The 21,346-nt window shown below is 68.8% G+C and carries 26 protein-coding genes and 2 pseudogenes; 13 read left to right on the top strand and 15 right to left on the bottom strand.

Annotated elements, in window-relative coordinates; genetic code table 11:
* The first annotated feature begins 75 nt into the window (after positions 1–75).
* Positions 76–1,164, top strand: a complete 1,089-nt coding sequence (locus GST15_RS09645) for a class I SAM-dependent methyltransferase (RefSeq protein ID WP_159017019.1) — start codon at positions 76–78, stop codon at positions 1,162–1,164.
* On the top strand, positions 1,161–1,862 hold the full coding sequence (locus tag GST15_RS09640) for a pseudouridine synthase (protein WP_159017018.1): 702 nt from the start codon (positions 1,161–1,163) through the stop codon (positions 1,860–1,862). The genes GST15_RS09645 and GST15_RS09640 overlap by 4 nt, the downstream gene beginning before the upstream one ends.
* 84 nt (positions 1,863–1,946) lie before the next feature.
* On the opposite strand, the gene GST15_RS09635 is transcribed toward GST15_RS09640, so the two are convergent.
* Positions 1,947–2,495 (bottom strand): DUF1415 domain-containing protein, encoded by a 549-nt coding sequence (locus GST15_RS09635; RefSeq protein WP_159017017.1) that lies wholly within the window; start codon positions 2,493–2,495, stop codon positions 1,947–1,949.
* Positions 2,488–2,970: a YajQ family cyclic di-GMP-binding protein gene (locus GST15_RS09630; protein ID WP_159017016.1), complete on the bottom strand. Its 483-nt coding sequence runs from the start codon at positions 2,968–2,970 to the stop codon at positions 2,488–2,490. The genes GST15_RS09635 and GST15_RS09630 overlap by 8 nt, the downstream gene beginning before the upstream one ends.
* A 92-nt stretch (positions 2,971–3,062) precedes the next feature.
* On the opposite strand from GST15_RS09630, the gene GST15_RS09625 reads away from it, so the two are divergent.
* Entirely contained in the window at positions 3,063–3,962 is a 900-nt protein-coding gene (locus GST15_RS09625) for a DMT family transporter (RefSeq protein WP_233263128.1), read from the top strand.
* A gap of 82 nt (positions 3,963–4,044) precedes the next feature.
* Here GST15_RS09625 and GST15_RS09620 read toward each other — a convergent pair.
* Positions 4,045–4,479, bottom strand: a pseudogene (locus tag GST15_RS09620) (endonuclease); the annotation flags it as partial.
* Between the two features lie 49 nt (positions 4,480–4,528).
* Entirely contained in the window at positions 4,529–5,176 is a 648-nt protein-coding gene (locus tag GST15_RS09615) for an OmpW/AlkL family protein (RefSeq protein WP_159017014.1), read from the bottom strand.
* Between the two features lie 184 nt (positions 5,177–5,360).
* On the opposite strand from GST15_RS09615, the gene GST15_RS09610 reads away from it, so the two are divergent.
* The 3 genes from GST15_RS09610 to GST15_RS09600 all read left to right on the top strand — a co-directional run bounded on the left by GST15_RS09610 (position 5,361) and on the right by GST15_RS09600 (position 6,943).
* The gene (locus GST15_RS09610) at positions 5,361–5,564 is read left to right on the top strand and encodes a CPXCG motif-containing cysteine-rich protein (RefSeq protein ID WP_233263127.1); all 204 of its coding nucleotides are present in this window, start codon (positions 5,361–5,363) and stop codon (positions 5,562–5,564) included.
* Positions 5,565–5,810: 246 nt separating this feature from the next.
* Entirely contained in the window at positions 5,811–6,275 is a 465-nt protein-coding gene (locus tag GST15_RS09605; protein ID WP_159017013.1) for an EF-hand domain-containing protein, read from the top strand.
* Between the two features lie 197 nt (positions 6,276–6,472).
* Positions 6,473–6,943, top strand: a complete 471-nt coding sequence (locus GST15_RS09600) for a hypothetical protein (RefSeq protein ID WP_159017012.1) — start codon at positions 6,473–6,475, stop codon at positions 6,941–6,943.
* A gap of 79 nt (positions 6,944–7,022) precedes the next feature.
* On the opposite strand, the gene GST15_RS09595 is transcribed toward GST15_RS09600, so the two are convergent.
* A complete protein-coding gene (locus GST15_RS09595; RefSeq protein WP_159017011.1) occupies positions 7,023–7,226 on the bottom strand; it encodes a hypothetical protein in 204 nt (67 codons plus the stop codon).
* 122 nt (positions 7,227–7,348) lie between these two features.
* Between GST15_RS09595 and GST15_RS09590 the strand changes: the two genes are divergently transcribed.
* The 4 genes from GST15_RS09590 (at position 7,349) to acs (ending at position 10,944) form a co-directional block, all read left to right on the top strand.
* The gene (locus tag GST15_RS09590) at positions 7,349–7,768 is read left to right on the top strand and encodes a copper resistance protein NlpE N-terminal domain-containing protein (protein WP_159017010.1); all 420 of its coding nucleotides are present in this window, start codon (positions 7,349–7,351) and stop codon (positions 7,766–7,768) included.
* Positions 7,769–7,850: 82 nt separating this feature from the next.
* Complete coding sequence (locus tag GST15_RS09585) at positions 7,851–8,447, top strand: hypothetical protein (RefSeq protein WP_159017009.1); 597 nt, start codon at positions 7,851–7,853, stop codon at positions 8,445–8,447.
* The gene (locus GST15_RS09580) at positions 8,444–8,860 is read left to right on the top strand and encodes a GFA family protein (protein WP_233263126.1); all 417 of its coding nucleotides are present in this window, start codon (positions 8,444–8,446) and stop codon (positions 8,858–8,860) included. The genes GST15_RS09585 and GST15_RS09580 overlap by 4 nt, the downstream gene beginning before the upstream one ends.
* Positions 8,861–8,982: 122 nt before the next feature.
* Positions 8,983–10,944 carry an acetate--CoA ligase gene (gene acs / locus GST15_RS09575; protein ID WP_159017008.1) on the top strand — a complete coding sequence of 654 codons (1,962 nt, stop codon included), beginning with the start codon at positions 8,983–8,985 and terminating at the stop codon, positions 10,942–10,944.
* A gap of 118 nt (positions 10,945–11,062) precedes the next feature.
* On the opposite strand, the gene GST15_RS09570 is transcribed toward acs, so the two are convergent.
* The 10 genes from GST15_RS09570 to GST15_RS09525 all read right to left on the bottom strand — a co-directional run bounded on the left by GST15_RS09570 (position 11,063) and on the right by GST15_RS09525 (position 19,287).
* Positions 11,063–13,153, bottom strand: coding sequence for a M13 family metallopeptidase (locus GST15_RS09570; protein WP_159017142.1), 2,091 nt, complete (start codon positions 13,151–13,153; stop codon positions 11,063–11,065).
* Between the two features lie 138 nt (positions 13,154–13,291).
* Positions 13,292–13,456, bottom strand: coding sequence for a 50S ribosomal protein L33 (rpmG, locus tag GST15_RS09565; RefSeq protein WP_159017007.1), 165 nt, complete (start codon positions 13,454–13,456; stop codon positions 13,292–13,294).
* Positions 13,457–13,466: 10 nt separating this feature from the next.
* Positions 13,467–13,703, bottom strand: coding sequence for a 50S ribosomal protein L28 (rpmB, locus tag GST15_RS09560; protein WP_159017141.1), 237 nt, complete (start codon positions 13,701–13,703; stop codon positions 13,467–13,469).
* 369 nt (positions 13,704–14,072) lie between these two features.
* On the bottom strand, positions 14,073–14,396 hold the full coding sequence (locus GST15_RS09555; RefSeq protein ID WP_425482228.1) for a lipid-A-disaccharide synthase N-terminal domain-containing protein: 324 nt from the start codon (positions 14,394–14,396) through the stop codon (positions 14,073–14,075).
* Positions 14,397–14,410: 14 nt separating this feature from the next.
* The gene (locus GST15_RS09550; protein ID WP_159017006.1) at positions 14,411–15,136 is read right to left on the bottom strand and encodes a glycosyltransferase family 2 protein; all 726 of its coding nucleotides are present in this window, start codon (positions 15,134–15,136) and stop codon (positions 14,411–14,413) included.
* Positions 15,133–16,098 carry an NAD-dependent epimerase/dehydratase family protein gene (locus GST15_RS09545; RefSeq protein WP_159017005.1) on the bottom strand — a complete coding sequence of 322 codons (966 nt, stop codon included), beginning with the start codon at positions 16,096–16,098 and terminating at the stop codon, positions 15,133–15,135. Before GST15_RS09545 ends, GST15_RS09550 begins: the two co-directional genes overlap by 4 nt.
* A gap of 106 nt (positions 16,099–16,204) precedes the next feature.
* Entirely contained in the window at positions 16,205–17,134 is a 930-nt protein-coding gene (locus tag GST15_RS09540) for a ParB/RepB/Spo0J family partition protein (protein WP_159017004.1), read from the bottom strand.
* A complete protein-coding gene (locus GST15_RS09535; protein WP_159017003.1) occupies positions 17,131–17,949 on the bottom strand; it encodes a ParA family protein in 819 nt (272 codons plus the stop codon). Before GST15_RS09535 ends, GST15_RS09540 begins: the two co-directional genes overlap by 4 nt.
* Positions 17,950–18,076: 127 nt before the next feature.
* A complete protein-coding gene (gene rsmG, locus GST15_RS09530) occupies positions 18,077–18,706 on the bottom strand; it encodes a 16S rRNA (guanine(527)-N(7))-methyltransferase RsmG (protein ID WP_159017002.1) in 630 nt (209 codons plus the stop codon).
* Positions 18,703–19,287: a 4'-phosphopantetheinyl transferase family protein gene (locus tag GST15_RS09525; protein WP_159017001.1), complete on the bottom strand. Its 585-nt coding sequence runs from the start codon at positions 19,285–19,287 to the stop codon at positions 18,703–18,705. Before GST15_RS09525 ends, rsmG begins: the two co-directional genes overlap by 4 nt.
* A gap of 83 nt (positions 19,288–19,370) precedes the next feature.
* Between GST15_RS09525 and GST15_RS09520 the strand changes: the two genes are divergently transcribed.
* The 3 genes and pseudogenes from GST15_RS09520 (at position 19,371) to GST15_RS12970 (ending at position 21,157) form a co-directional block, all read left to right on the top strand.
* Complete coding sequence (locus tag GST15_RS09520; RefSeq protein WP_159017000.1) at positions 19,371–20,735, top strand: AMP-binding protein; 1,365 nt, start codon at positions 19,371–19,373, stop codon at positions 20,733–20,735.
* 152 nt (positions 20,736–20,887) lie between these two features.
* Positions 20,888–21,011 (top strand): annotated as a pseudogene (locus tag GST15_RS12975) (GlsB/YeaQ/YmgE family stress response membrane protein); the annotation flags it as partial.
* Positions 20,984–21,157: a GlsB/YeaQ/YmgE family stress response membrane protein gene (locus GST15_RS12970; RefSeq protein WP_425482227.1), complete on the top strand. Its 174-nt coding sequence runs from the start codon at positions 20,984–20,986 to the stop codon at positions 21,155–21,157. The pseudogene GST15_RS12975 and the gene GST15_RS12970, both read left to right, overlap by 28 nt.
* Positions 21,158–21,346 lie beyond the last annotated feature (189 nt).

The following is a 21,346-nucleotide window of genomic DNA, read 5'->3' as shown; positions in this document are numbered from 1 at the left end:
TCAAGTCGCGCCGGAGGCCGCGGCGCAGTCGGTAACATCCGCCTGCTCCAGACCATCATTCCTCCAGGCCCAACCATGCCCGCTGCCGGCGATCCCGCGCTCGACACCCTGCTGCTGCCCTTCGCCCAGGGCGCATTGACGTGGCCGGCGGCTGGCGGCGCCTTGTTCCTGCGCGCCCGGTGCGGGGCGGCGCTGTTCGATGCGCCGCGGCCCGGGCTGGTGTGCGAGCAGGGGTTCAAGCCGGAGGCCGACGCGCTGCAGCGTTCCGGCCTGGACGTCGTCGTCGAAGCCGATCCGGGCACGCGCTTTCCCCTGGTGCTGGTGCTGCCGCCGCGCCAGCGCGACGAGGCGCGCGCGCTGTTGGCGCGCGCCATCGCGCATGTGGCGCCGGGCGGGATCGTGGTCGCCGCGATGCCCAATGCCGAGGGCGCCAGGTCCGGCGAAGCCGATCTGGCGCGGCTGGCCGGGCCGCTGCAGACGCTGTCGCGGGCGCACTGCCGGGTGTTCTGGACGGCGCCGATGCACGGCGACCACGACGCCGCGCTGGCTGCCGACTGGATCGCCGCCGACGCACCGCGGCCCATCGGCGACGGCCGCTTCAGCCGGCCGGGCGTCTTCGCCTGGAACCGCATCGACCCGGCCTCGGCCCTGCTGGCCGCGCACCTGCCGTCCGACCTGGCCGGGCACGGCGCCGATCTCGGCGCGGGTCATGGCTACCTGGCCACCGAGATCCTCGCGCGTTGTCCCGGCGTGACCGCACTGGATCTGTACGAGGCCGAGGCCCGCGCGCTGGAGCTGGCGCGCATCAACCTCGCCCCCTTCGCGCAACGCGCCGCGATCGCCTTCCATTGGCACGACGTCACCACCGGCCTGCTGCAACCGGTCGACTTCATCGTCACCAACCCGCCGTTCCACGGGCTGGGGCAGGCCGATCGCCCGGACCTGGGCCGCGCCTTCATTGCCGCCGCCGCGCAGGCGCTGCGACCGGGCGGCCGGCTGCTGCTGGTCGCCAATCGCCATCTTCCTTACGAGTCGGAACTCGCCACGCAGTTCGGCGACGTCCGCATCCTGGCGCAGCAACAGGGCTTCAAGGTCATCCTGGCCAGCAACGTGCCGATCCAGGCGCCGACGCCGGCGCCGCGCAGACGGCACAGCCGCCGATGAAACTGGTGAAGCTGATCGCCAACCTGGGCTACGGCAGCCGCAAGCAGGTGACGCAACTGTTCCGCAGCGGCGCGATCACCGACGCGAACGGCGAGGTGCTGTACGCCGACGACCAGGTGGCGCATGCGGACATCCGCATCGACGGCGAGCCGCTGGATCCGCCGCCCGGACTGACGCTGATGCTGCACAAGCCGGTGGGCGTGACCTGCTCGACCAGGGATCCCGGCCGCATCGTCAACGACCTGCTGCCGCCGCGTTTCCGCCTGCGTTCGCCGCTGCTGTCGAGCGTCGGCCGGCTGGATCGCGAGACCAGCGGCCTGCTGCTGCTCACCGACGACGGCGCGCTGCTGCACCGGATCGTCGCGCCGAAATCCAGACTGGCCAAGGTCTACGACGCCACGCTGGCGCAGGACCTGCGTGGCGACGAGGCGGCGCTGTTCGCCAGCGGCACCCTGCTGCTGGAATCCGACACCACGCCGCTGGCGCCAGCGGTGCTGGAGGTGATCGACCCGCGGCATGCGCGGCTGACGCTGACCGAAGGCCGCTACCACCAAGTCCGGCGCATGTTCGCCGCCGTCGGCAACCACGTCACGGCGCTGCATCGCAGTCGCGTCGGCGGGTTGGAACTGGGTGATCTCGCAGCGGGGCAATGGCGCGTGCTGGACGAAGAGGAGCTGCGGCGTTTGTTTGTCGGCTGATCGCAGTTCCTGTGGGAGCGACGTGAGTCGCGATGGGTGGCCGCTATCGCGACTCACGTCGCTCCCACAAGAGAAGCCCGCCGCTCATTCCAGCAGCGAACGCCAGCCATCGACGCCCAGGGCGCGCAAGGTCTCGATGTTGCGCTCGACGATCGCATCCGGATCCGGGAACGCATCCACCGCGCGCGACACGCTGTCCTCGCGCAGCAGGTGCAGCGTCGGGAAGGGCGCGCGGTTGGTGAAGTTCTCCACCGCGTCGGCCGCGCTGTCGGCGAATTGATAGTCGGGATGGAAGCTGGCGACCTGCAGCACGCCGTCCAGCCCAAGCGCGTCGACCAGCGCATCGGCCTTGTCGAGGAAATCGTTGTAGTCGAGGAAATCCGCGAGCACGTGCGGATGGATCAGCAACGTGGTGTCGACCTGGTCGGCCGGCGTGTCGCGCAACAGCAACAGCTCCTCGCCCAGCTGCGACAGCAGGGCGTCCGGGGTGCTCGCATCGCTGAGCACGAAGCGCAGCTGCTGTTTCGCCAACACCGCCTTGGCGAACGGACACAGGTTGAGCCCGATCACCGCGCGCTCCAGCCACAGGCGCGTCGCCGCGACCGGATCCTGCACCAACGCGGCCTCAGTCACGGAAGTTGTCGAACTGCAGCGGACGCTCGAACTCGTTCGCCCGCAGCAACGCCATCGCCGCCTGCAGGTCGTCGCGCTTCTTGCCGTTGACGCGCAGCTTGTCGCCGTTGATCTGGCTGTCGACCTTGAGCTTGGCGTCCTTCAGCAGCGTCTGGATCTTCTTGGCCAGCTCGCGCTCGATGCCCTGCTTGACGGTGATCGTCTGCCGCGCGCCGGCCAGGTTGGTCTCGACCTCGCCGAACTCCAGGCAGCGCACGTCGATCTTCCGCGCCACCAGTCGTGCACGCAGGATGTCCGCCATCTGTTGCAGCTGGAATTCGCTGGGCGCCGACTGCTTGATCGCGTTGTCCTCGCGCTCGTAGCTCGCATCCACGCCCTTGAAGTCGAAACGCGTGGTCAGCTCGCGATTGGCCTGGTCGATGGCGTTGGTCAGCTCGTGGGTGTCGACTTCGGAAATGACATCGAAAGAGGGCATGCGGGCGCGGCCGATGGCGGGGGTGCGCAGGGTAACGCACCGCGTCGCGGGGCGGCGTGCGCGATGGCACCGCAATGCCGCATCCTGTGCACATGACTGCGCTGCATCCCCCCGCCTCCCAGCCGCATCGCCTGCGCGCGATGGCCATGATGCTGCTGGCCGTCGTCACCTTCTCGCTGATGGACGCCGGGCTCAAGCAGCTGTCGGCGCATTACCCGCCGTTCCAGGTGGCCGCGCTGCGCGGAGCGGCGTCGCTGCCGCTGGTGCTGGCCTGGGCGCTGCTCACGACCGGACCCGGGCCGTTGCTGCGGGTGCGCTGGTCGCTGCACCTGCTGCGTGGGGTGCTTGGCGTCACCATGATGGCCAGCTTCGTCTCCGCGTTGCGCACGCTGCCGTTGACGACCGCCTATTCCATCTTCTTCGTGGCCCCGCTGCTGATCACGGCCTTGTCGGGTCCGCTGCTGGGCGAGCGCGTGGGGCCGCGGCGCTGGACCGCGATCGCGATCGGACTGGTCGGCGTCGTGGTGCTGCTAAGGCCCAGCGGCAAGGGCATGCTCAGCCTGGCAGCGCTCTCGGTGTTGCTGTCGGCACTGATGTACGCCGTCAGCGCGATGACCGTGCGCGTGCTCGCGCGCAGCGACAGCACGCAGGCGATGGTGGTCTGGCTGATGGCCATGATGGCGATCGGCGCCGGCCTGCTGGCGCTGCCGCACTGGGTCGAGCTGCGCATGCAGGACGCATGGCTGGTTGCCGGCGTCGGCATCGCCGGCGCCGCCGGCCAATACACCATCACCGAAGCCTTCCGCATCGGCGAGGCATCGCTGCTGGCACCGCTGGAATACACCGCCCTGGTCTGGGGCGTGCTGCTGGACGTGACGCTGTGGGGCGTCGTGCCCGACGCCATCACCTGGACCGGTGCGGCGATCATCGTCGCCAGCGGGCTGTACCTGCTGCGCCGCGAACGCGTGCATGTGGAAGCAGAGCATCCGTGACGCACGCCTGATGCGCGGACTGCTGCTGGGTCACTACCTGGCCTGCACGTGGGGCTTGCGCGCACGCATCCGGCAAGTGTGATCAGGCCTCGTCGCCATACAAGCGCTGGCAGTCTTCGCAGAAGAACGCGCGGCGCCGGGCCCGACCCAGGTGCTTGCGGTAACTGAGGTAATTGCCGTCGCGCGGGCAGATCGTCTTCGTGTGGACCTGGTAGTGCTTCTGCAGCACGCAGGCCTTCTTCCACCGCAGGAAGTCGAAGCTGTATTCGCGCGCCTGCGTGACCAGCTCGCCGGGCTTGCGCGCCGACAATGCGCCGACACTGCTCTCCGGGTGCACGCGGATGCGGAACAGCACCTCGTTCTTGATGATGTTGCCGACGCCGGCAACGACCGACTGGTCGAGCAGCGCGTCCGCGACCAGCGTGCCGGGCGCCGATCGCAGTTGGCGGCGTGCCTTGGCGGGATCCCAGGCATCGGCCATGACATCGCCGCTCCAGTCGTACCAGAAGGAAACGGGGCCCACCCGGGGCCCCGTCGATGTTGCGTGGATCAAGGTGCTGCGTGGATCAGAAGCGGGCACCGAGCCCGACCCCGACCACCACCGGATCGAGGTTGGCATCGCCGGCCTTGGCGCCATCCAGTGCGATGTTGGAGCCGCCGTGCAGGTAGCGCGCATCGGCGCGCGCAAACCAGGTCGGGCTGAGGTTGAGGTCGACGCCAACGGTCGCCATCGGACCCTTCGGGGTCGTCATGCCCAGTCGCTGCCCGCCCAGCGCAGCGCCGTCCTGCGTCTTTTCGTTGTCGATGTTGGACTCGAAATATCCCAGGCCGACGAACGGCCGCACGGTGCTCTCAGCCGTCCGGAAGTGGTATTGCCCGCTGACCGCGATCGGTTGCGAATCGACGCTGGCCACCTTGCCGGCAGCCGTGCGCACGCGATGGCCGGACTTGCCGGCGCCCCAGGCTTCGATCGCGATGTTGTCGTTGACGTTGTAGCTCGCGCTCAGCGTGGGCGAGGCTTCGCCACCGAAATCGACGCGCTGCCCGTTGATGGTGCCGCTGCCGGTCGATTTCTGCGCGGCGACGCCGCCAACGACGGAGAAGTGTCGGCCGGACGCCGGCACGCTGCTGCTGTCCTGCGCGAACGCCGCGGGGGCGAACGCCAGCATTCCGGCAACGACGGCGAGGGGAGTCAGGGTCAGGATGGATCGCATGGATTGTTTCCTTTTGTCTGTTTCAATGCCCGAACAGGCGCCGCCACCGTAGTCACTCCCCAATGAACCATGCTTGCCCCGCGGTCGTGCGGCTGGGGAACTTCCCGCGCAACACGCACTCGGCGCGCGAATTGCACGCACTCACGCCAGGTGCACGGACGCACCCGTCTCGTTGGAGACCGCAATGAGGACAACATCCATGCTGCCAAGCGTCGACATCCAGTGCCCCTACTGCGGCGAAACCATCGACGTGGTCGTCGACGATTCCGCGGGCGACCAGTCCTACATCGAGGATTGCCAGGTGTGCTGTCGCCCGATCGTCCTCACGCTGACGTTTGCCGACGATGGTGAGGTCGAGGTCGCCGCGCGTGCGGAAAACGACGCGTGATGGGACGCACGTGTTTGTAAACGTTGTGTTGTGTTCAGCCACCCATCCGGCAGGGCACTGCATCGAGGCCGCATGGCGTCGGCGTCTGCGCTCGCGCTGCACCGATGCCCTAGCGGTTTTTTCACCGCTGGTGGTTAACGCTGCGTTGCTGCGGGGATCGCAACCGGGTTTCGGTTCACTGCCCGGGCGGCACATTGCCCCGGCACGGCAAGGATCGTGCTTCCCCGTTTCCCTGGAGTTCCCACGATGAACAACCGCCAGTCCCTGATCCTGTTGACCGCCATCACCGCCGCCCTCGCCGCGCCGCTGTCCTTCGCGCAGAGCGCGCATTCCAGCATGACCGCGCAGGAACACGCGGCTGCACAGGCGACGACGCCGGCAGCGACGACGACAACCACCGAGGCTGCGGGCGCCATGGCAGCCACTCCGGCAACGCCTGCGACGCCTGCGACTCCGGCCACTGACGGCCTGGCCGCCACCGCCGCCACGCCAGCGACTCCGGCAACGCCTGCTTCGTCCGCCAGGAAAGTGAGCTGGTCCGCACTGGACACCGACAGCAGCGGCACCCTGAGCAAGGCCGAGACCGCCAGCGTCGAGAGCCTGAGCAAGGTCTTCGACAAGGCCGACGCCAACGCCGATGGCGCCCTGTCCACCGACGAGTACAAGGCCTACCTGGCCATGAACGGCAAGATGTCGCCGAACAAGAAATAAGCCGCGCCTGCGCGCTGCCTCCTGCAATGACGGACGGCGACCTTCGGGTCGCCGTTTCGTTTGCGGCGACAGGCGGGCTCAAGGATGAATGCGGGATTGACGCGATGTCGATGCCGTAGCGGGGTTAGAAACAGGTTCACCACGGCGCGGGCATCTTGGCGTCGTACCCGCAATGATGCGGCGACTGGAGAACGCGCATGCAGATCCTGACTCGATGGTTTGCCCCGGCACTGCTCGCCGCCGGCCTGGGCTTCGCTGCGATGGCGCCAGCGCCCGCGCAGGCCCAGGACAGCCTCGCCCGGGTGCTGGTCGACGTCGCCGACGTCGTGTTCAACGGCGGCACGCCCTATTACCGTTACGGCAATGACGGCCCGGGCGATCGCCTGGTTGTCGGTCGCGACGCGTATGGACGTCCGATCTACTACCGCCAGGTCCCGTACGCCTATCGCAACGGAAATCGCGACGATGATCGCGACGGCGACGGACGATACCAATCACGTCGCGGCTATCGCGGCGCGCCTCCGTACGGCAATGCCTATGGCTACTATCGCAATGGCCCCGGCAGCGATCGCCGCCACGGCTGGTCCGGCGAGCAGCATCGGCGTGACCGCGACGACCGCGAGCACGAGTGGCGGGGTCGCGGTGAGCGTGACGACGATGACGATTGATTGATCGTGCGGGCTGCTGCCCGACCGTTTCCCACGCAACGGCGCCGATGGCGCCGTTGTGCCATCCGGCGATCGCTGGTCAGTCGTTCTCGCGATGGGTCGCGCCGGCCACGGGCACGGCGCGGATGCTTTTCTGGATGTCGATTTCCAGCCGCCGCGTGGTCCATGTCAACGCAGCGGCGTACAGGCCCAGCACGACAACGGCGATCGACACGCCGATCCACCAGCGACGGCGCCGGGTGGATGGCAAGGCGGTTGGTGCGGGCGGCGACGTGGACGGCATGGTGTTTCCCCTGGTTTCCCGCGATTGAATTTCCCGCGATCAAGCTGGACCCGCGCCTGTCACGGCCGCGTGCACATCGCCATGCTGGACTGCGTGGATCTCCGGAAACGAGACGCGCATCGATGAGCCGGCCGATCGTCCAGGCCTGCCTGCTGGCCCTGTGCATCGCCAGCTGTGGCGATCAGGCCCCACGCCCGGCGGTCACGGCTGCGGCGGGCGACCGCATCGCGTGGCAGGGCATCGTGGCCTGTGCCGATTGCGACGGCATCCAGGTCGACCTGGTGCTGGAGCAGGCCAACGGCAAGCGGCGCTATGCCCTCACCGAGAACTACATCGCCGGCAGCAACAGCGAGCGCTTCGTCGAACACGGCGACTGGGAACGCAGCGCCGGCCTGCTGCGGCTGCACGGCGACACCGCGAGCGTGCGCGTCTATGCGCTGTTGCCCGGCGGCCGCTTGCAGGCATGCGGCAGCCACGGCGAACCCTTGCCCAATGCCACCGACGAGACCTTGTTTCCGGTGGCGGTCTCCAGCGGCAACTGAGCAATGACGGGGCGCGATGGGTGGCGCGGCGTCATGGGCTTTGTATGATCGGCGCACTGCCGACGCGTTGACGGAGCGAACCATGCGACGACTGTCCGCCGCGACCATGCTGTTCCTGCTGTTGCTTGCGGCCATGGCGGGCGCGATCGCCCAGCAGGCCGCGGCCTGGAATCCACGCACGGGGGACGCCTGGGTCGATCGCACGCTGGACGATGTCAATCGCTACGGCAATCGCTACCCCGATGCCTTCGTCGATGAATTGACCCGCTACCTCGGTGCGCCGCGCGCGCTGGTCACCGGCCTGCTGGATGCGCACTGGACGCCGGGCGACGTGTATTACGCCTGCGCACTGGCGCAGGTGGCCGGCCAGCCCTGTCGCGCCGTTGCCGACGCATGGACGCGCGACCATGCCCAGGGCTGGGGCGCCATCGCCCAGCGCTACGGTGTCGAGCCGGGCTCGGAGCCCTTCCATCGCCTCAAGCGCGGCCTGGTCGGCAGTTACGAGCGCTGGGGGCGCCCACTCGAGATCGACGACAGCCTGCGCGCGGATTTTCCCGGCCGCGCGCCGGCAGCCGGCGTCGCCGCTGCCACGTCAGCACCGCCCGGATCCGTCACGGCGGGCGGCAAGCGCGCGACGTCGCAGGACCATAAGCCGCCGCGCGCGCGCAAGCCGCGATGACCGGCTCGTCGATGTCCGCGCCGGCGCTGGTGACGCACCACGGCGGCTGCCATTGCGGACGCGTGCGGTTTTCCGTCCGTGCACCGGCCCGGCTGCAGGTCCTCGAGTGCAACTGCTCGATCTGCCGCATGGGCGGATTCCTGCACCTGATCGTGCCGTCGCGGCATTTCCAGCTGCTGGCCGGCGCCGACGAACTGGTCGACTACCGGTTCAATACCGGTGTCGCCGTGCATCGCTTCTGCCGGCATTGCGGCATCAAGGGTTTCTACAGTCCCCGCAGTCATCCCGATGGTGTCGACGTCAACGTGCGTTGCCTGGACGCAGGCACCGTTGCCTCCTGCACCGTGACTGCGTTCGACGACGGCGATCGCGATGCCGCGACGGCTGCGATCGCGCACCTCTCGCGTCCGTAGAGTCATCCGGTGTGCGGGACGTGCGCCAGTCAGGCGCGCATCCCGCAGTGGTTGACGCCCCCATCGCGTCCCGGGGACGAGGCTGATGCACACTGGAGCCGGGCAGATCGCAAGGAACCCAGATGAGCCAGTCGACCACGCCGGCGCCTGACGACGCGCCGCGAGGCACCCGCCAGTGCGGCGCCGATCATGCGCGCCTGTACGCCGAATCCCTGCGCGACCCGGAAGGCTTCTGGGGCGCGGTCGCGCAGCGCCTGGACTGGATCACGCCGCCGACGCGCATCAAGGACAGCAGCTTCGCCATCGATGATTTCCACATCCGCTGGTATGCCGATGGTGAACTCAACGCCAGCATCAATTGCCTGGACCGGCACCTGCCGGCGCGCGGCGACCGGACGGCGCTGATCTTCGAGCGCGACGATCCATCGCTGCCGGCCGAGCACATCAGTTATCGCCAGCTGCACGCACGCGTGTGCCAGCTGGCCAACGCCCTGCGCAACCTGGGGATCGGCAAGGGCGACCGGGTGACGATCTACCTGCCGATGATTCCCGATGCGGTCGTCGCGATGCTGGCATGCGCGCGCATCGGCGCGATCCACATGGTCGTCTTCGGCGGCTTCGCGCCGCAGTCGATCGCCGATCGCATCGCCGATTGCGGCAGCCGCCTGGTCATCACCGCCGACGAAGGCCTGCGCGGTGGCCGCCGGGTCGCGCTCAAGTCCAATGTCGACGCCGCTTTGCAATTGCCCGGGACCAGCAGCGTGGAAACGGTGCTGGTGGTGCGGCACACGGGCGCCGCCGTGGCGATGCAGATGCCGCGCGACCGCTGGTTCGACGCCGTCGTCGACCAGCAGCCGACAAGCTGCGAGCCGGAACGCATGAACGCCGAGGATCCGTTGTTCATCCTCTACACCTCCGGATCGACCGGCAAGCCCAAGGGCGTGCTGCACACCACCGGCGGCTACCTGGTGTATGCCGCCTACACCCACGCCTGCGTGTTCGACCTGCGCGACGACGACGTCTACTGGTGCACCGCCGATGTCGGCTGGATCACCGGCCACAGCTACATCGTCTACGGCCCGCTGGCCAACGGCGCGACCCAGGTGCTGTTCGAGGGCGTGCCGAATTTCCCGGACGCATCGCGTTTCTGGCAGGTCATCGACCGCCATGCGGTATCGATCTTCTACACCGCGCCGACCGCGATCCGCGCGCTGATGCGCGAAGGCGACACGCCGGTGAAGCGCACGTCGCGCGCATCGCTGCGCCTGCTCGGCACCGTCGGCGAACCGATCAATCCCGAAGCGTGGCGCTGGTATGCCGACGTCGTCGGCGACGGTCGCTGCCCCATCGTCGACACCTGGTGGCAGACCGAGACCGGCGGAATCATGATCACGCCACTACCCGGCGCGCGTGCGCCCAAGCCCGGCTCGGCCTGGCAACCGTTCTTCGGCGTGCAGCCGGCGATCGTCGACGCCAACGGCGAGGTGCTCGAGGGCGCCGCGGAAGGCAACCTGGTGTTGCTGGACTCCTGGCCCGGCCAGATGCGCACGGTGTACGGCGACCATCGCCGCTTCATCGAGACCTACTTCACGGCGTATCCCGGGATGTATTTCACCGGCGACGGTTGCCGGCGCGACGCCGATGGCGATTACTGGATCACCGGGCGCGTGGACGATGTGATCAATGTCAGCGGGCATCGCATCGGCACCGCCGAGGTGGAAAGCGCGCTGGTCGCGCACCCGCACGTCGCCGAGGCGGCGGTGGTCGGCTTCCCCCACGACCTGAAGGGGCAAGGCATCTACGCCTACGTGACCCTGATCGCCGACATCACGCCCAGCGACGGGCTGCATCGGGAGCTGATCGCGCACGTGCGCCGGATCATCGGACCGATCGCAACGCCCGATCACCTGCAATGGGCGCCGGGCCTGCCGAAGACGCGCTCGGGGAAGATCATGCGGCGCATCCTGCGCAAGATCGCCGAGGCGGGCTCGTCCGAGGTTGGCCCGGAACAGCTCGGCGATACGTCGACGCTCGCGGATCCGTCGGTGGTCGAATCGCTGGTTCGCGAACGGCTGGTGCGTTAGCGGCGCTGTCAGTCCGCAGCCCGGACAAGGCCGCGGGCCGCATCCGCGGAAACGGCCCCCGGGTGCGCTGCGCTGACCCGGGCTACGACATCACGTTGGACCGAGCGGGCCTCTTGCTTCACCAGATGCGGACGCGGTCATCCGGCTTCAGGTACAGCGCCTGGCCGGGCTTGGGCGCGAATGCGTCGTACCAGGCGTCGATGTTGCGCACGGTCTGCGCGCGGAAGCGTCCCGGCGCATGGCCGTCGCTGACGATCTGCGCGCGCAGCGCGGCGTCGCGGGTCTTGGTGCGCCAGCTCTGCGCGAACGCAAGGAAGAAGCGCTGGTCGCCGGTCAGCCCATCGATCACCGGCGCGGGCTTGCCGCCCAGCGACTTCACGTAGGCATCGTGCGCAACCGACAAACCCGCAAGGTCGGCGATGTTCTCACCCAGGGTCTGCTCGCCGTTGAGGTGCAGCCCGGGCAATGCCTCGTACGCGCTGTACTGCGCGATGAGCCTGGCACCGGCAGCCTTGAAATGCGCGGCGTCGGCCGGCGTCCACCAGTTCGCCAGGCGTCCCTGCGCATCGAACTCCGCGCCGGTGTTGTCGAAGCTGTGGCTGATCTCGTGGCCGATGGTCGCGCCGATCGAGCCGTAGTTGGCGGCGGCGTCGGCGGCCGGATCGAAGAACGGCGGCTCGAGGATCGCCGCGGGGAAATTCAGCGCATTCTGCAGCGGCAGGTTGACCGCGTTGACGGTCTGCGGCGTCATCCACCATTCCTTGCGATCGACCGCGGCACCGAGCTTGGCGAGCTGGTGGTGGTATTCGGCCAGGCGCGCGCGCCCGGCATTGCCCAGTGCGTCGTCGGCGCGGATGTCCAGCGCGGAGTAATCGCGCCACGTATCGGGATAACCGACGCCGACCTCGGTCGCGGCGACCTTGGCCTTCGCCTTGGCCTTGGTGTCCGCGCTCATCCAGTCGAGCTTGTCGATGCGCTCGGGGAACACGGCGAGCAGGTTGGACACCATCTGCTGCACCTGCGCGCGCGACGACGCCGGGAAGTACTTCTGCACATAGAGCTTGCCCACGGCATCGCCGAGTGCGCCGTTGACGGCCGACAGCGCGCGCTTCCAGCGGTCGCGCTGCTTCGGCGTGCCGGTGAGCGCGGTGCCATAGAAGCCGAACGACAGGTCGTCGAAGGCTTTCGGCAGTACCGACGCATTGCGGTTGAGCGCATGGAACGCCAGCCAGTCCTTCCACGTCGCCAGCGGCTGGCTCGCGGTCAGCGCCGACAGCCTGGTGATCGCGGCTGGCTGCCAGGCGTCGACGACCGGCTGCGCATCCAGGCCCGCGGCCTTGAAGTACGTCGCCCAGTCCAGGCCCGGCGCCTGTTTCGCGAAGTCCGCCATCGGCCACGGATTGTTGGCCTTGTGCACGTCCTCGGTCTCGACGATCGAGGCCTGCGCCCTGGCGATCTTCTCCTCGAGCGCGTAGATCGACGCAGCCTTGGCGTCGGGGTCGGCGATGCCGGCCTGCTTGAGCATGGCCGCGACATACGCCTTGTACTTGTCGCGGATCGCGACCATCGCCGGATCCGACGAGAGGTAGTAATCGCGGTTGGGCATGCCCAGCCCGCCCTGCAGCAGGTAGGGCATGTTGTGCTGCGGATCGTCCAGTCCCTGCGCCACGAACAGGCCGAACAGCTGCTCGGTGGAATAGTTGGTGGCGTTGAGCGGATCCACGTCGGCGCGCAGGCCTTCGCCGAGCACGCGGGCGAGGTCGGTGGTGCTGGCGATCGCCGCGATTGTGTCGAGTTCGGGCTGCAGCGGCGCGAGGCCGCGCTGCTCGATCCCGGCCTGGTCCATGAAGGCGGTGTAGTAGCCGGCGATGCGCGCCGCATCGGTGCCCGCCGCCGGATGGCTCGATGCCAGGCCCTGGATCAGGTCGGCATTGCGCTTCTCGGCCTTCTGGAACACCTGGAAGAACACGCCGGTGCTGGACCGGTCATCCGGAATCACCGCCTTGCTGCGCCATGCGCCGTTGGCATAGCCGTCGAAGTCGTCGCCTGGCTGCACGCCATGGTCGATGCCGGCCGGGTCCACGCCGGAGGTCGGGGTCGCGGCAGGAGCGGCGGCAGGCGCCTTCGCCACCGGTGCGGACGTTTCGGGTTGGCATGCGCCGCAGGCACAGACCATCGCCAGCAGCAACGCGGATCGCAGGGTTTGCATGGGCATGACCGGAGGAAAACCAGCCGCCACCATAGCGTCGGGCCACGAGCGTGCAAGGTGCAGGAAGTCAGCCCCGGGCCGCGGCAACGAAAAAGCCCGCCTTGCGGCGGGCTTTCCGTGGTCGACAAGCCGGAAGGCCTACTTGATCTTGCCTTCCTTGTAGAGCACATGCTTGCGCACGACGGGGTCGTACTTGCTGACCTCCATCTTGTTGGGCGTGTTCTTCTTGTTCTTGTCGGTGGTGTAGAAATGACCGGTACCGGCCGAAGAGATCAGGCGGATCTTGTCGCGCTTGGTTGCCATGTCGTCCTCCTCAGACCTTTTCGCCGCGAGCGCGGAGTTCGGCCAGAACGCCGTCGATGCCGTTCTTGTCGATGGTGCGCAACGCGTGCGCGGAAACCCTCAGCTTGATCCAGCGGTTCTCGCTGGCGACCCAGAAGCGGCGCTCGTGCAGGTTGGGCAGGAAACGACGACGGGTCTTGTTGTTGGCGTGCGAGACGTTGTTGCCGGTCTGCACGCGCTTGCCGGACACTTGGCATACGCGGGACATTGACGCACCTCGAATTGGTTTTTTGTCGCCCTTGGCCAGGGAAACGGCGGCCCCGCCGGTGCATTGGCGCGCGGTACGGGCGTGGATTCGCTGCTCGAACCGGCCGGAATCGCGCTTCCGGGAACGGTCCGGACCCAGGGCCGGACGCAGCGAGCCGCGCATTATGCGGGCAGATTGGAGTGGAATCAAACGCTTGGGCCATGCTGATCCCTGCTCCCGCTTGCGGGAGAAGGTGTGCCGAAGGGCGGATGAGGGCGCTCTTCTCCTGGTCTGCTGAACAGCCGTGCCCTCACCCCAACCCCTCTCCCGCAAGCGGGAGAGGGGCTATGACCTTGGCAGGCGAATCCCGGTAACGCCCGGGTCTGCGGGCTAGTGCCCCGCCCGGTCCCGGTGCCAGCCGCGGTGCTTGATGTCCAGGTACAGGCTGTAGCCGGCGGTGAAGGCCGGGAACAGGTTCTGCAGGACCCCGACCGAGTCGTTCTTGCCGAACACGAAGTACGCCAGGGTCATCAGGCTGCCGACGATGCTCATGTACCAGAACACGCGCGGCACCACCGGCTTGCCGTGGCGGCGCGAGGCGATGATCTGCACGAACCAGCGGCCGCTGAACATCAGGGCCCCGGCCCAGCCGATGAGCTTCCAGGGACTGGCGTGCAGGCCGGTCCAGGCCAGCCACGCCAGCGGCTCGTTCATGAAGCTGGCCGCGATCACGGCAGTTCCTCGACCGCGGTGACCCTGGCCCGGCGGATCAGCCAGCCGACGCCGCGCAGGTCGGCGATGCCCACCAGCGCGCGATTGAGGTTGTTGTACTTGGACACGCCGGTGGAGCGCGCGCGGTGGTGCACCGGCACGCTGACGGTCGTCCAGCCGGCACGCTGCATCAGCGCCGGCAGGTAACGATGCATGTGGTCGAAGTAGGGCAGGTCGAGGAAGGCCGCGCGCTCGAACAGCTTGATCCCGCAACCGGTATCGGGCGTGTCGTCGCGCAGCATCCGCGCACGGATGGCATTGGCCAGCTTCGATGCCCAGCGCTTGCTGCCCGAATCCTGGCGGTGCACGCGCCAGCCGGCGAACAGCTTCACGTTGCCGTCGGTGCGCGCGCGTTCGTCGAGCAGCTTGGGGATGTCGGCCGGATCGTTCTGCCCGTCGCCGTCGAGGGTCGCGATCCAGGCGCCGCGCGCGGCCTTGACGCCGTTGCGGATCGCCGTGCTCTGCCCGCTCTGCACCCCGTGCCGCAACACGCGCAGCTCGGGAACGTCGGCGCGCAACCGCTGCAGCGTCGCCAGCGTGGCATCGCGCGAATGATCGTCGACATACACGATCTCGAAATCGGCCTTGCCGCGCAGCGCGGACACGATCTCGCCGACCAGCGGGGCGACATTGTCCTGCTCGTTGAACACCGGCACGACGACCGACAGCTGTGGAGTGCTCATGCGGCCGCACCGAAGTAGTCACGACACCAGTCGACCACGCGCGGCAGGCCGACCTCGATCGGCGTCGACGGCTCGAAGCCGAACGCCGCGTGCGCGCGCGAGGTATCGGCCATGGTCTCCACCATGTCACCGGGCTGCATCGGCTGGTAGATCTTTTCCGCGGGCCTGCCGGCCGCCTGCGCGATGACGTCGATGAAGTGCTCCAGTTCGACCGGGGTGTGGTTGCCGAGGTTGAACACGCGATGCGGCGGTGATTCCGGCGACGGGTGGTCGAGCGCGCCCAGCACGCCGGCGACGATGTCGTCGATGCAGGTGAAGTCGCGCCGCATCCTGCCGAAGTTGAACACCTCGATCGGCCGCCCGGCGAGCACCGCGCGCGAAAACAGCAGCGGCGCCATGTCCGGGCGACCCCAGGGCCCATACACGGTGAAGAAGCGCAGGCCGGTGGCATGCAGGCCGTACAGGTGCGCATAGGTGTGCGCCATCAACTCGTTCGCGGCCTTGGTCGCCGCGTACAGCGAACGCGGCTTGTCGACGCGCTGGTCCTCCGAGAACGGCGGTGTCGCCGAATCGCCGTAGACCGAGGACGAGCTCGCATAGGCGAGATGCTCGACGCCGTGGTGCCGGCATAGTTCCAGCAGGTTGGCGAAACCCACCAGGTTGCTCTCGATGTACACGTGCGGATTGGTGATCGAATAGCGCACGCCGGCCTGCGCCGCCAGGTGCACGACGCGGGTCGGCGCGACCGTGTCGAACAGGGCCGCCAGTCCGTCGCGGTCGGCCAGGTCCAGCGCGCGGATGTCGACGTCCGGGCACAGCGCGGCAACGCGATCGCGCTTGATCCGCGGATCGTAGTAATCGTTGAAGTTGTCCAGGCCGACGACCGCGTCGCCGCGCGCCTGCAGGGCGCGACAGACGTAGGACCCGATGAAACCGGCGGCGCCGGTGACCAGGATGGTCATGCGAATTGCTCCTGCCTGTTCGAAGACGACCCGGCAGCGCGCCGGGTCCAGCGCCATGGTGCCGGATGGATCATGCAGCCGATGTCAGCTGGCGCCTGCCCCATTGTCAGGGCTTGGTGCCACGCAGCCGCTCCAGCACGCCATCGAGGGATTGCAGGTCGCTGTAGTGGATCACCAGCCGGCCGCGCCCCGCGCGTCCGTGCAGCACGTTGACGCTGGTGCCCAGCGACTCGGACAACTCGCGCTCCAGCGTGACGATGTCGGCGTGCGGGCGGGCCTTGGCCGGCTTGGCCCTGCTGCTGGCCGGAAGCTTGCCGGACGCCAATTGCTGCACGCGGTGTTCCACCTCGCGCACGGACCAGCCGTTGTCGGCGGCCTGTCGCGCCAGCGCGATCGCCGCCGCAGGCGCCAGCGTCAGCAGCGCGCGCGCATGGCCCATCTCCAGCGCGCGGGTATCGACCAGCACGCGGATTTCCTTGGGCAGTTCGAGCAGGCGCAGCAGGTTGGACACCGCGGCGCGCGAACGGCCGACGGCATCGGCGGCCTGGGCGTGGGTCAGGTCGAATTCGTCGATCAGCCGCTGCAGCGCGCTGGCTTCCTCCAGTGGGTTGAGGTCCTCGCGCTGGATGTTCTCGATCAGCGCCATGGCGACGACGGTGCGGTCGTCGACCTCGCGCAGCACCACCGGGATCTCGGTCAGCCCGGCCAGTTGCGATGCACGCCAGCGACGCTCGCCGGCGATGATCTCGTAGCGCTGTCCGCCCAGGTCGCGCACCACGATCGGCTGGATCACGCCCTGCGCGCGGATCGACTCGGCGAGCTCGGCGAGCTTGTCCTGGTCCATGGTCTTGCGCGGCTGGTACTTGCCCGGCGCCAGCGCATCGACCGGCAGGTTGCGCAGCGTGTCGGCGGGCGTGGCCTCGAGCACCGGTGCCTGCGCGGCGCCCTTGGGCCCCAGTAACGCCTCCAGTCCACGACCCAGGCCGCGCTTCTTCGCCGGCGCGGCCTTCGCTGGCGCGCCTTTTGCCGTGGTCATGCGGTGGTCTCCATCGTGTTGCGTTTCCCGGTGGTCGGCGCGCGCTGCTGGCGCTCGCGCTGGTGGCGCAGGACTTCCCCGGCCAGGCCGAGGTAGGCGACCGCGCCACGCGATGCCTTGTCGTAGCCCACGATGCTCTGGCCGTGGCTCGGTGCCTCGGCCAGGCGCACGTTGCGCGGCACGATCGTGCGGAAGACCTTGTCGCCGAAATGCTTGATGAGTTCGGCCGACACCGCGTTGGCGAGGTTGTTGCGAACGTCGAACATCGTGCGCAGCACGCCTTCGACTTCCAGCTGCGGATTGAGCCGGCCCTTGAGCGCGTCGATCGTCTGCAGCAGCGAGGTCAGGCCTTCGAGCGCGTAGTACTCGCACTGCATCGGCACCAGCACGCTGTCGGCCGCGGTGAGCGCGTTGAGCGTCAGCAGCGACAGCGCCGGCGGGCAATCGATGAGGATGAAGTCGTAGCGGTCGCGCAGCGGATCCAGCGCGCGCTTGAGCCGCTGCTCGCGGCCCTCGGCGTCCATCAGCTCGATCTCGGCCGCGGTCAGCTCGCTGTTGCCCGGCAGCAGGTCGAAGCCTTCGGGCGTGGTGACGATGGCGACGTCGGCGGTCTGTTCCTCCATCAGCACGTCGCAACTGGACGCGGCCAGTTCGCGCTTGTCGATGCCGCTGCCCATGGTCGCGTTGCCCTGCGCATCCAGGTCGACCAGCAACACGCGTTGCGGGGTGCGTGCCAGCGCCGCGGCCAGGTTGACGGCGGTCGTGGTCTTGCCGACTCCGCCTTTCTGGTTGGCGACAGCAATGATGCGGGCCATGGGCGCGATGGTGCCTCGGATGCGAAGGAGCCGGCCATGCGACACCGGACGGGCGATTATGCCGCGCCGCGAAACGACGCGCTTGCGCCGGGCGCCAATACCGCGGCGCGCCCGCAGTTGCTGCGGCTCAATCGCGGACGACCACCACCAGGTGGCGCTCGGCGTCCAGGCCCGGCACCGCCAGCGCATGCACTGCCTCGACCCGCCATCCCGGCGGCAATGCCGCGATCTCGTCGTCCGGCACCACGCCTTTCATCGCCAGCAGGCGGCCATCCGGCTTGAGCAGGTGTCCGCCCAGTTCCAGGATCAGCGGCAACGTGGCGAGGGCGCGTGCGGTGATGGCGTCGTAGGCGCCAGCTTCGCCCAGCGTCTCGATGCGCGACTCCGCCACGCGCACGTTGCCCAGTTGCAGTGAACGCGCCGCTTCGCGCAGGAAGCGCGCCTTCTTGCCGCTGGATTCGACCAGCGTCACCTGCAGGGCGGGATTCGCGATCGCCAGCGGGATGCCGGGCAGGCCGGCGCCGGTTCCCAGGTCCGCGAGCGAGCCGTCATCCACGAAGCCATGCATGGCCAGCGAATCCAGCACGTGCTTGGTCACCATCTCGCGCGGATCGCGGATGGCGGTGAGGTTGTAGGTGCGGTTCCAGCGATCGAGCAGCGCCAGGTAGGCCTGCAGCGGCGCTGCCAGCGACGGCGGCAGGCCCAGGGCGACCAGTCCGGTGGCGAGACCGGCTTCGATGCTGGCCGCGTCGCTCATGTCCGCGCGCGCCAGGCCAACGCCGCCCGGTAGCCCGGATGCGGCTCGAACTCGTGCAGCGACCAGTCCTGCGGGACGCCCAGCGCGCGGTCGCACTCGACCAGCGCGAGCGCGCCGTCCGCTTCGGCGAAGGCCAGCTTGTCCAGCCCGAACGCCAGCCCGCGGCCATGCGCCTTGAGCACGGCTTCCTTGGCGCACCACAGCCGGGTGAAGGCCAGCGGTCGTGCCTGCTCGGGCAACGCGGCCAGCCAATCGGCCTCGGCGCCGGCGAGGAAACGCCGGGCGATATCCAGTGCGCGCGGCCGCGGGCACAGGTGCTCCAGGTCGGCGCCAATGGCGACTCCTTCGCCCAGCGCGATCAGCAGGCCGTCGCCACTGTGGCTCCAGTTGACGTCATGGCGGGACTGCATCGCGCCGAGCCGCGGGCGTCCGAGCACGTCGCGGACCAGCGCGACGTCATCCGGCGCGCAGCCCAGTTGCGCGCCCAGCCATTCGCGGACGACGGGCTCCGACGGCGTGCCGTGGGGGTGCGCAAGCCATGCATGGCGCACGGTGGGCGGCAGCGGGGGAGTTGTCACCATCGGTTCGATTTGGAGGCGGGCGGGGGTCGCAGCGTAAAGTATCCACAGGCAAGCGGCCGTGGCCGCGAGGACGGATCGGGATTATGTCTGCAGTCATCAAGGGCGGCCTCGCGGCCTCGTCGCCGCTGGCGATCGGCATCGGCGGACGCACGATCGCCTTCGATGGCAGCCGCCAGGTCACGCTCGCGACCTTCCAGGCCCAGGTCCGCGCCGTGGCCGCCCTGCTCCCCGCGGGCGTCCACGCGATCAACCTGTGCGATGACCGCTACCGCTTCCTGGTGGCCTTCTGCGCCGTGGCCGTGCGCGGGCAGACGACCCTGCTGCCGCCATCACGGGCGCCGGCGGTGATCAGCGACGAACTGCGCCGGCATGCCGACAGCTACTGCATCGGCGACGCCGACCTGGACGAAACCCCGCCGCGCTACTGGCGCATGCCGCAGGTCCTGCCGGAGCTCGATGGCGATCCGTTGCTGGTGGACGACGACGCCCTGGTCGCGATCGGCTTCACCTCGGGCAGCACCGGCGAGCCCAGGCCCAATCCGAAGACATGGCGCAGCTTCCGCGCCAGCACCGCGCAGAACCTCGCGGCGCTGCAGGACCTGTGGCCCGCAGGCGCCACCGCGCACCTGGTGGCGACCGTGCCGGCGCAGCATATGTACGGCATGGAGATGTCGGTACTGCTGCCGCTGCTGGGCGGCGTCGCCGTGCATGCCGCGCGGCCGTTCTTCCCCGAGGACATCGCGCAGGCACTGCGCTGCGCATCGGCGCCGCGCCTGCTGGTGACGACGCCGGTGCACCTGCGCGCGCTGGTGGAATCCAGCGTGCAGTTGCCGCCACTGGCCGGGATCGTCTCGGCGACGGCACCGTTGCCGGCGACGGTCGCCGCCGCGGCCGAGGCGCGCTTTGGCTGCGAGGTGCGCGAGTTGTTTGGCTCCACCGAGACCTGCGTGATCGCGCGGCGGCGCACCGCCCGCGACAGCGCGTGGACGCCGCTGCCCGGCGTGCAGCTGCAACCCCAGCCCGATGGCAGCCTGGTGCAGGCACCGCACCTGCCGGCGCCGGTCGGGCTGGCCGATCTGGTCGAATTGACCGCCGATGGCCGCTTCCACCTGCGTGGTCGACAGGCCGACCTGCTCGAGATCGCCGGCAAGCGCGCCTCGCTGGGCGACCTCACCCGCCAGCTCCAGGCAGTGCCCGGCGTGCGCGACGCGGTGATGTTCCAGCTCGACACGCCCGACGCCGGCGGCGTCCGCCGGATCGCCGCGCTCGTCGTCGCCCCGGACATCGACGAGGCCACGATCCTGAACGCGCTGCGGCGCGCCATCGACCCCGTATTCCTGCCACGCCCGCTGAAGCGGGTGGCCTGCCTGCCGCGCAACGACACCGGCAAGCTGCCGCGGGCCGCGCTGCTGCAATTGCTGCAGGGCGACGTGCATTCAGCCGATTGATCGACTATGACTCCAGATGGCCGGGGGAGGCGCCTTGGGCCCCGGCTTCACCGGGCTGAACCGCTGACGTTCCCATCACGTCCGCCTATACAGACTGACTCCGCCCCCACCTGAGGGGAGCTTTCGGGAATCCCTTTTACAAGGAGTGGTGCATGAACTTCATTATCTGGTTAATCGTGGGCGGCATCATCGGCTGGCTGGCAAGCATGATCATGAAGACCGATGCGCAGCAGGGCATCATCCTGAATGTGGTCGTGGGTATCGTCGGTTCGTTCCTCGGTGGTTGGCTGATTGCCCCGCTGCTGGGTTCGGGCACCGCCAATACCGGCGACTTCAGCGTCATGGGCCTGGTCGCGTCGCTGATCGGCGCCATCATCCTGCTGGCGATCGTCAACCTGTTCCGTCGCGGCCGCGTTCGCTGAGCGTCCACGTCATCGCGATTGCAGGGGCCCGGCAATGCCGGGCCTTTGCTTTTGTGGGCATCGGGGGCGCCCCCAGCCGCGGCTGGCGCTAGCCAATGCCGGTCGCGCCGCAGATACTGGGACAGCGGCCAGGTCTGCACGGCCGCGCCGGTTTCCAGCGGCTTTCCGGGGGCACCCGCGTCACATGGG

The sequence above is a fragment of the Cognatiluteimonas profundi genome, from assembly GCF_009792795.1.
Lineage (GTDB): Bacteria > Pseudomonadota > Gammaproteobacteria > Xanthomonadales > Xanthomonadaceae > Cognatiluteimonas > Cognatiluteimonas profundi.
This window is presented reverse-complemented; position numbering and strand designations above follow the sequence as displayed.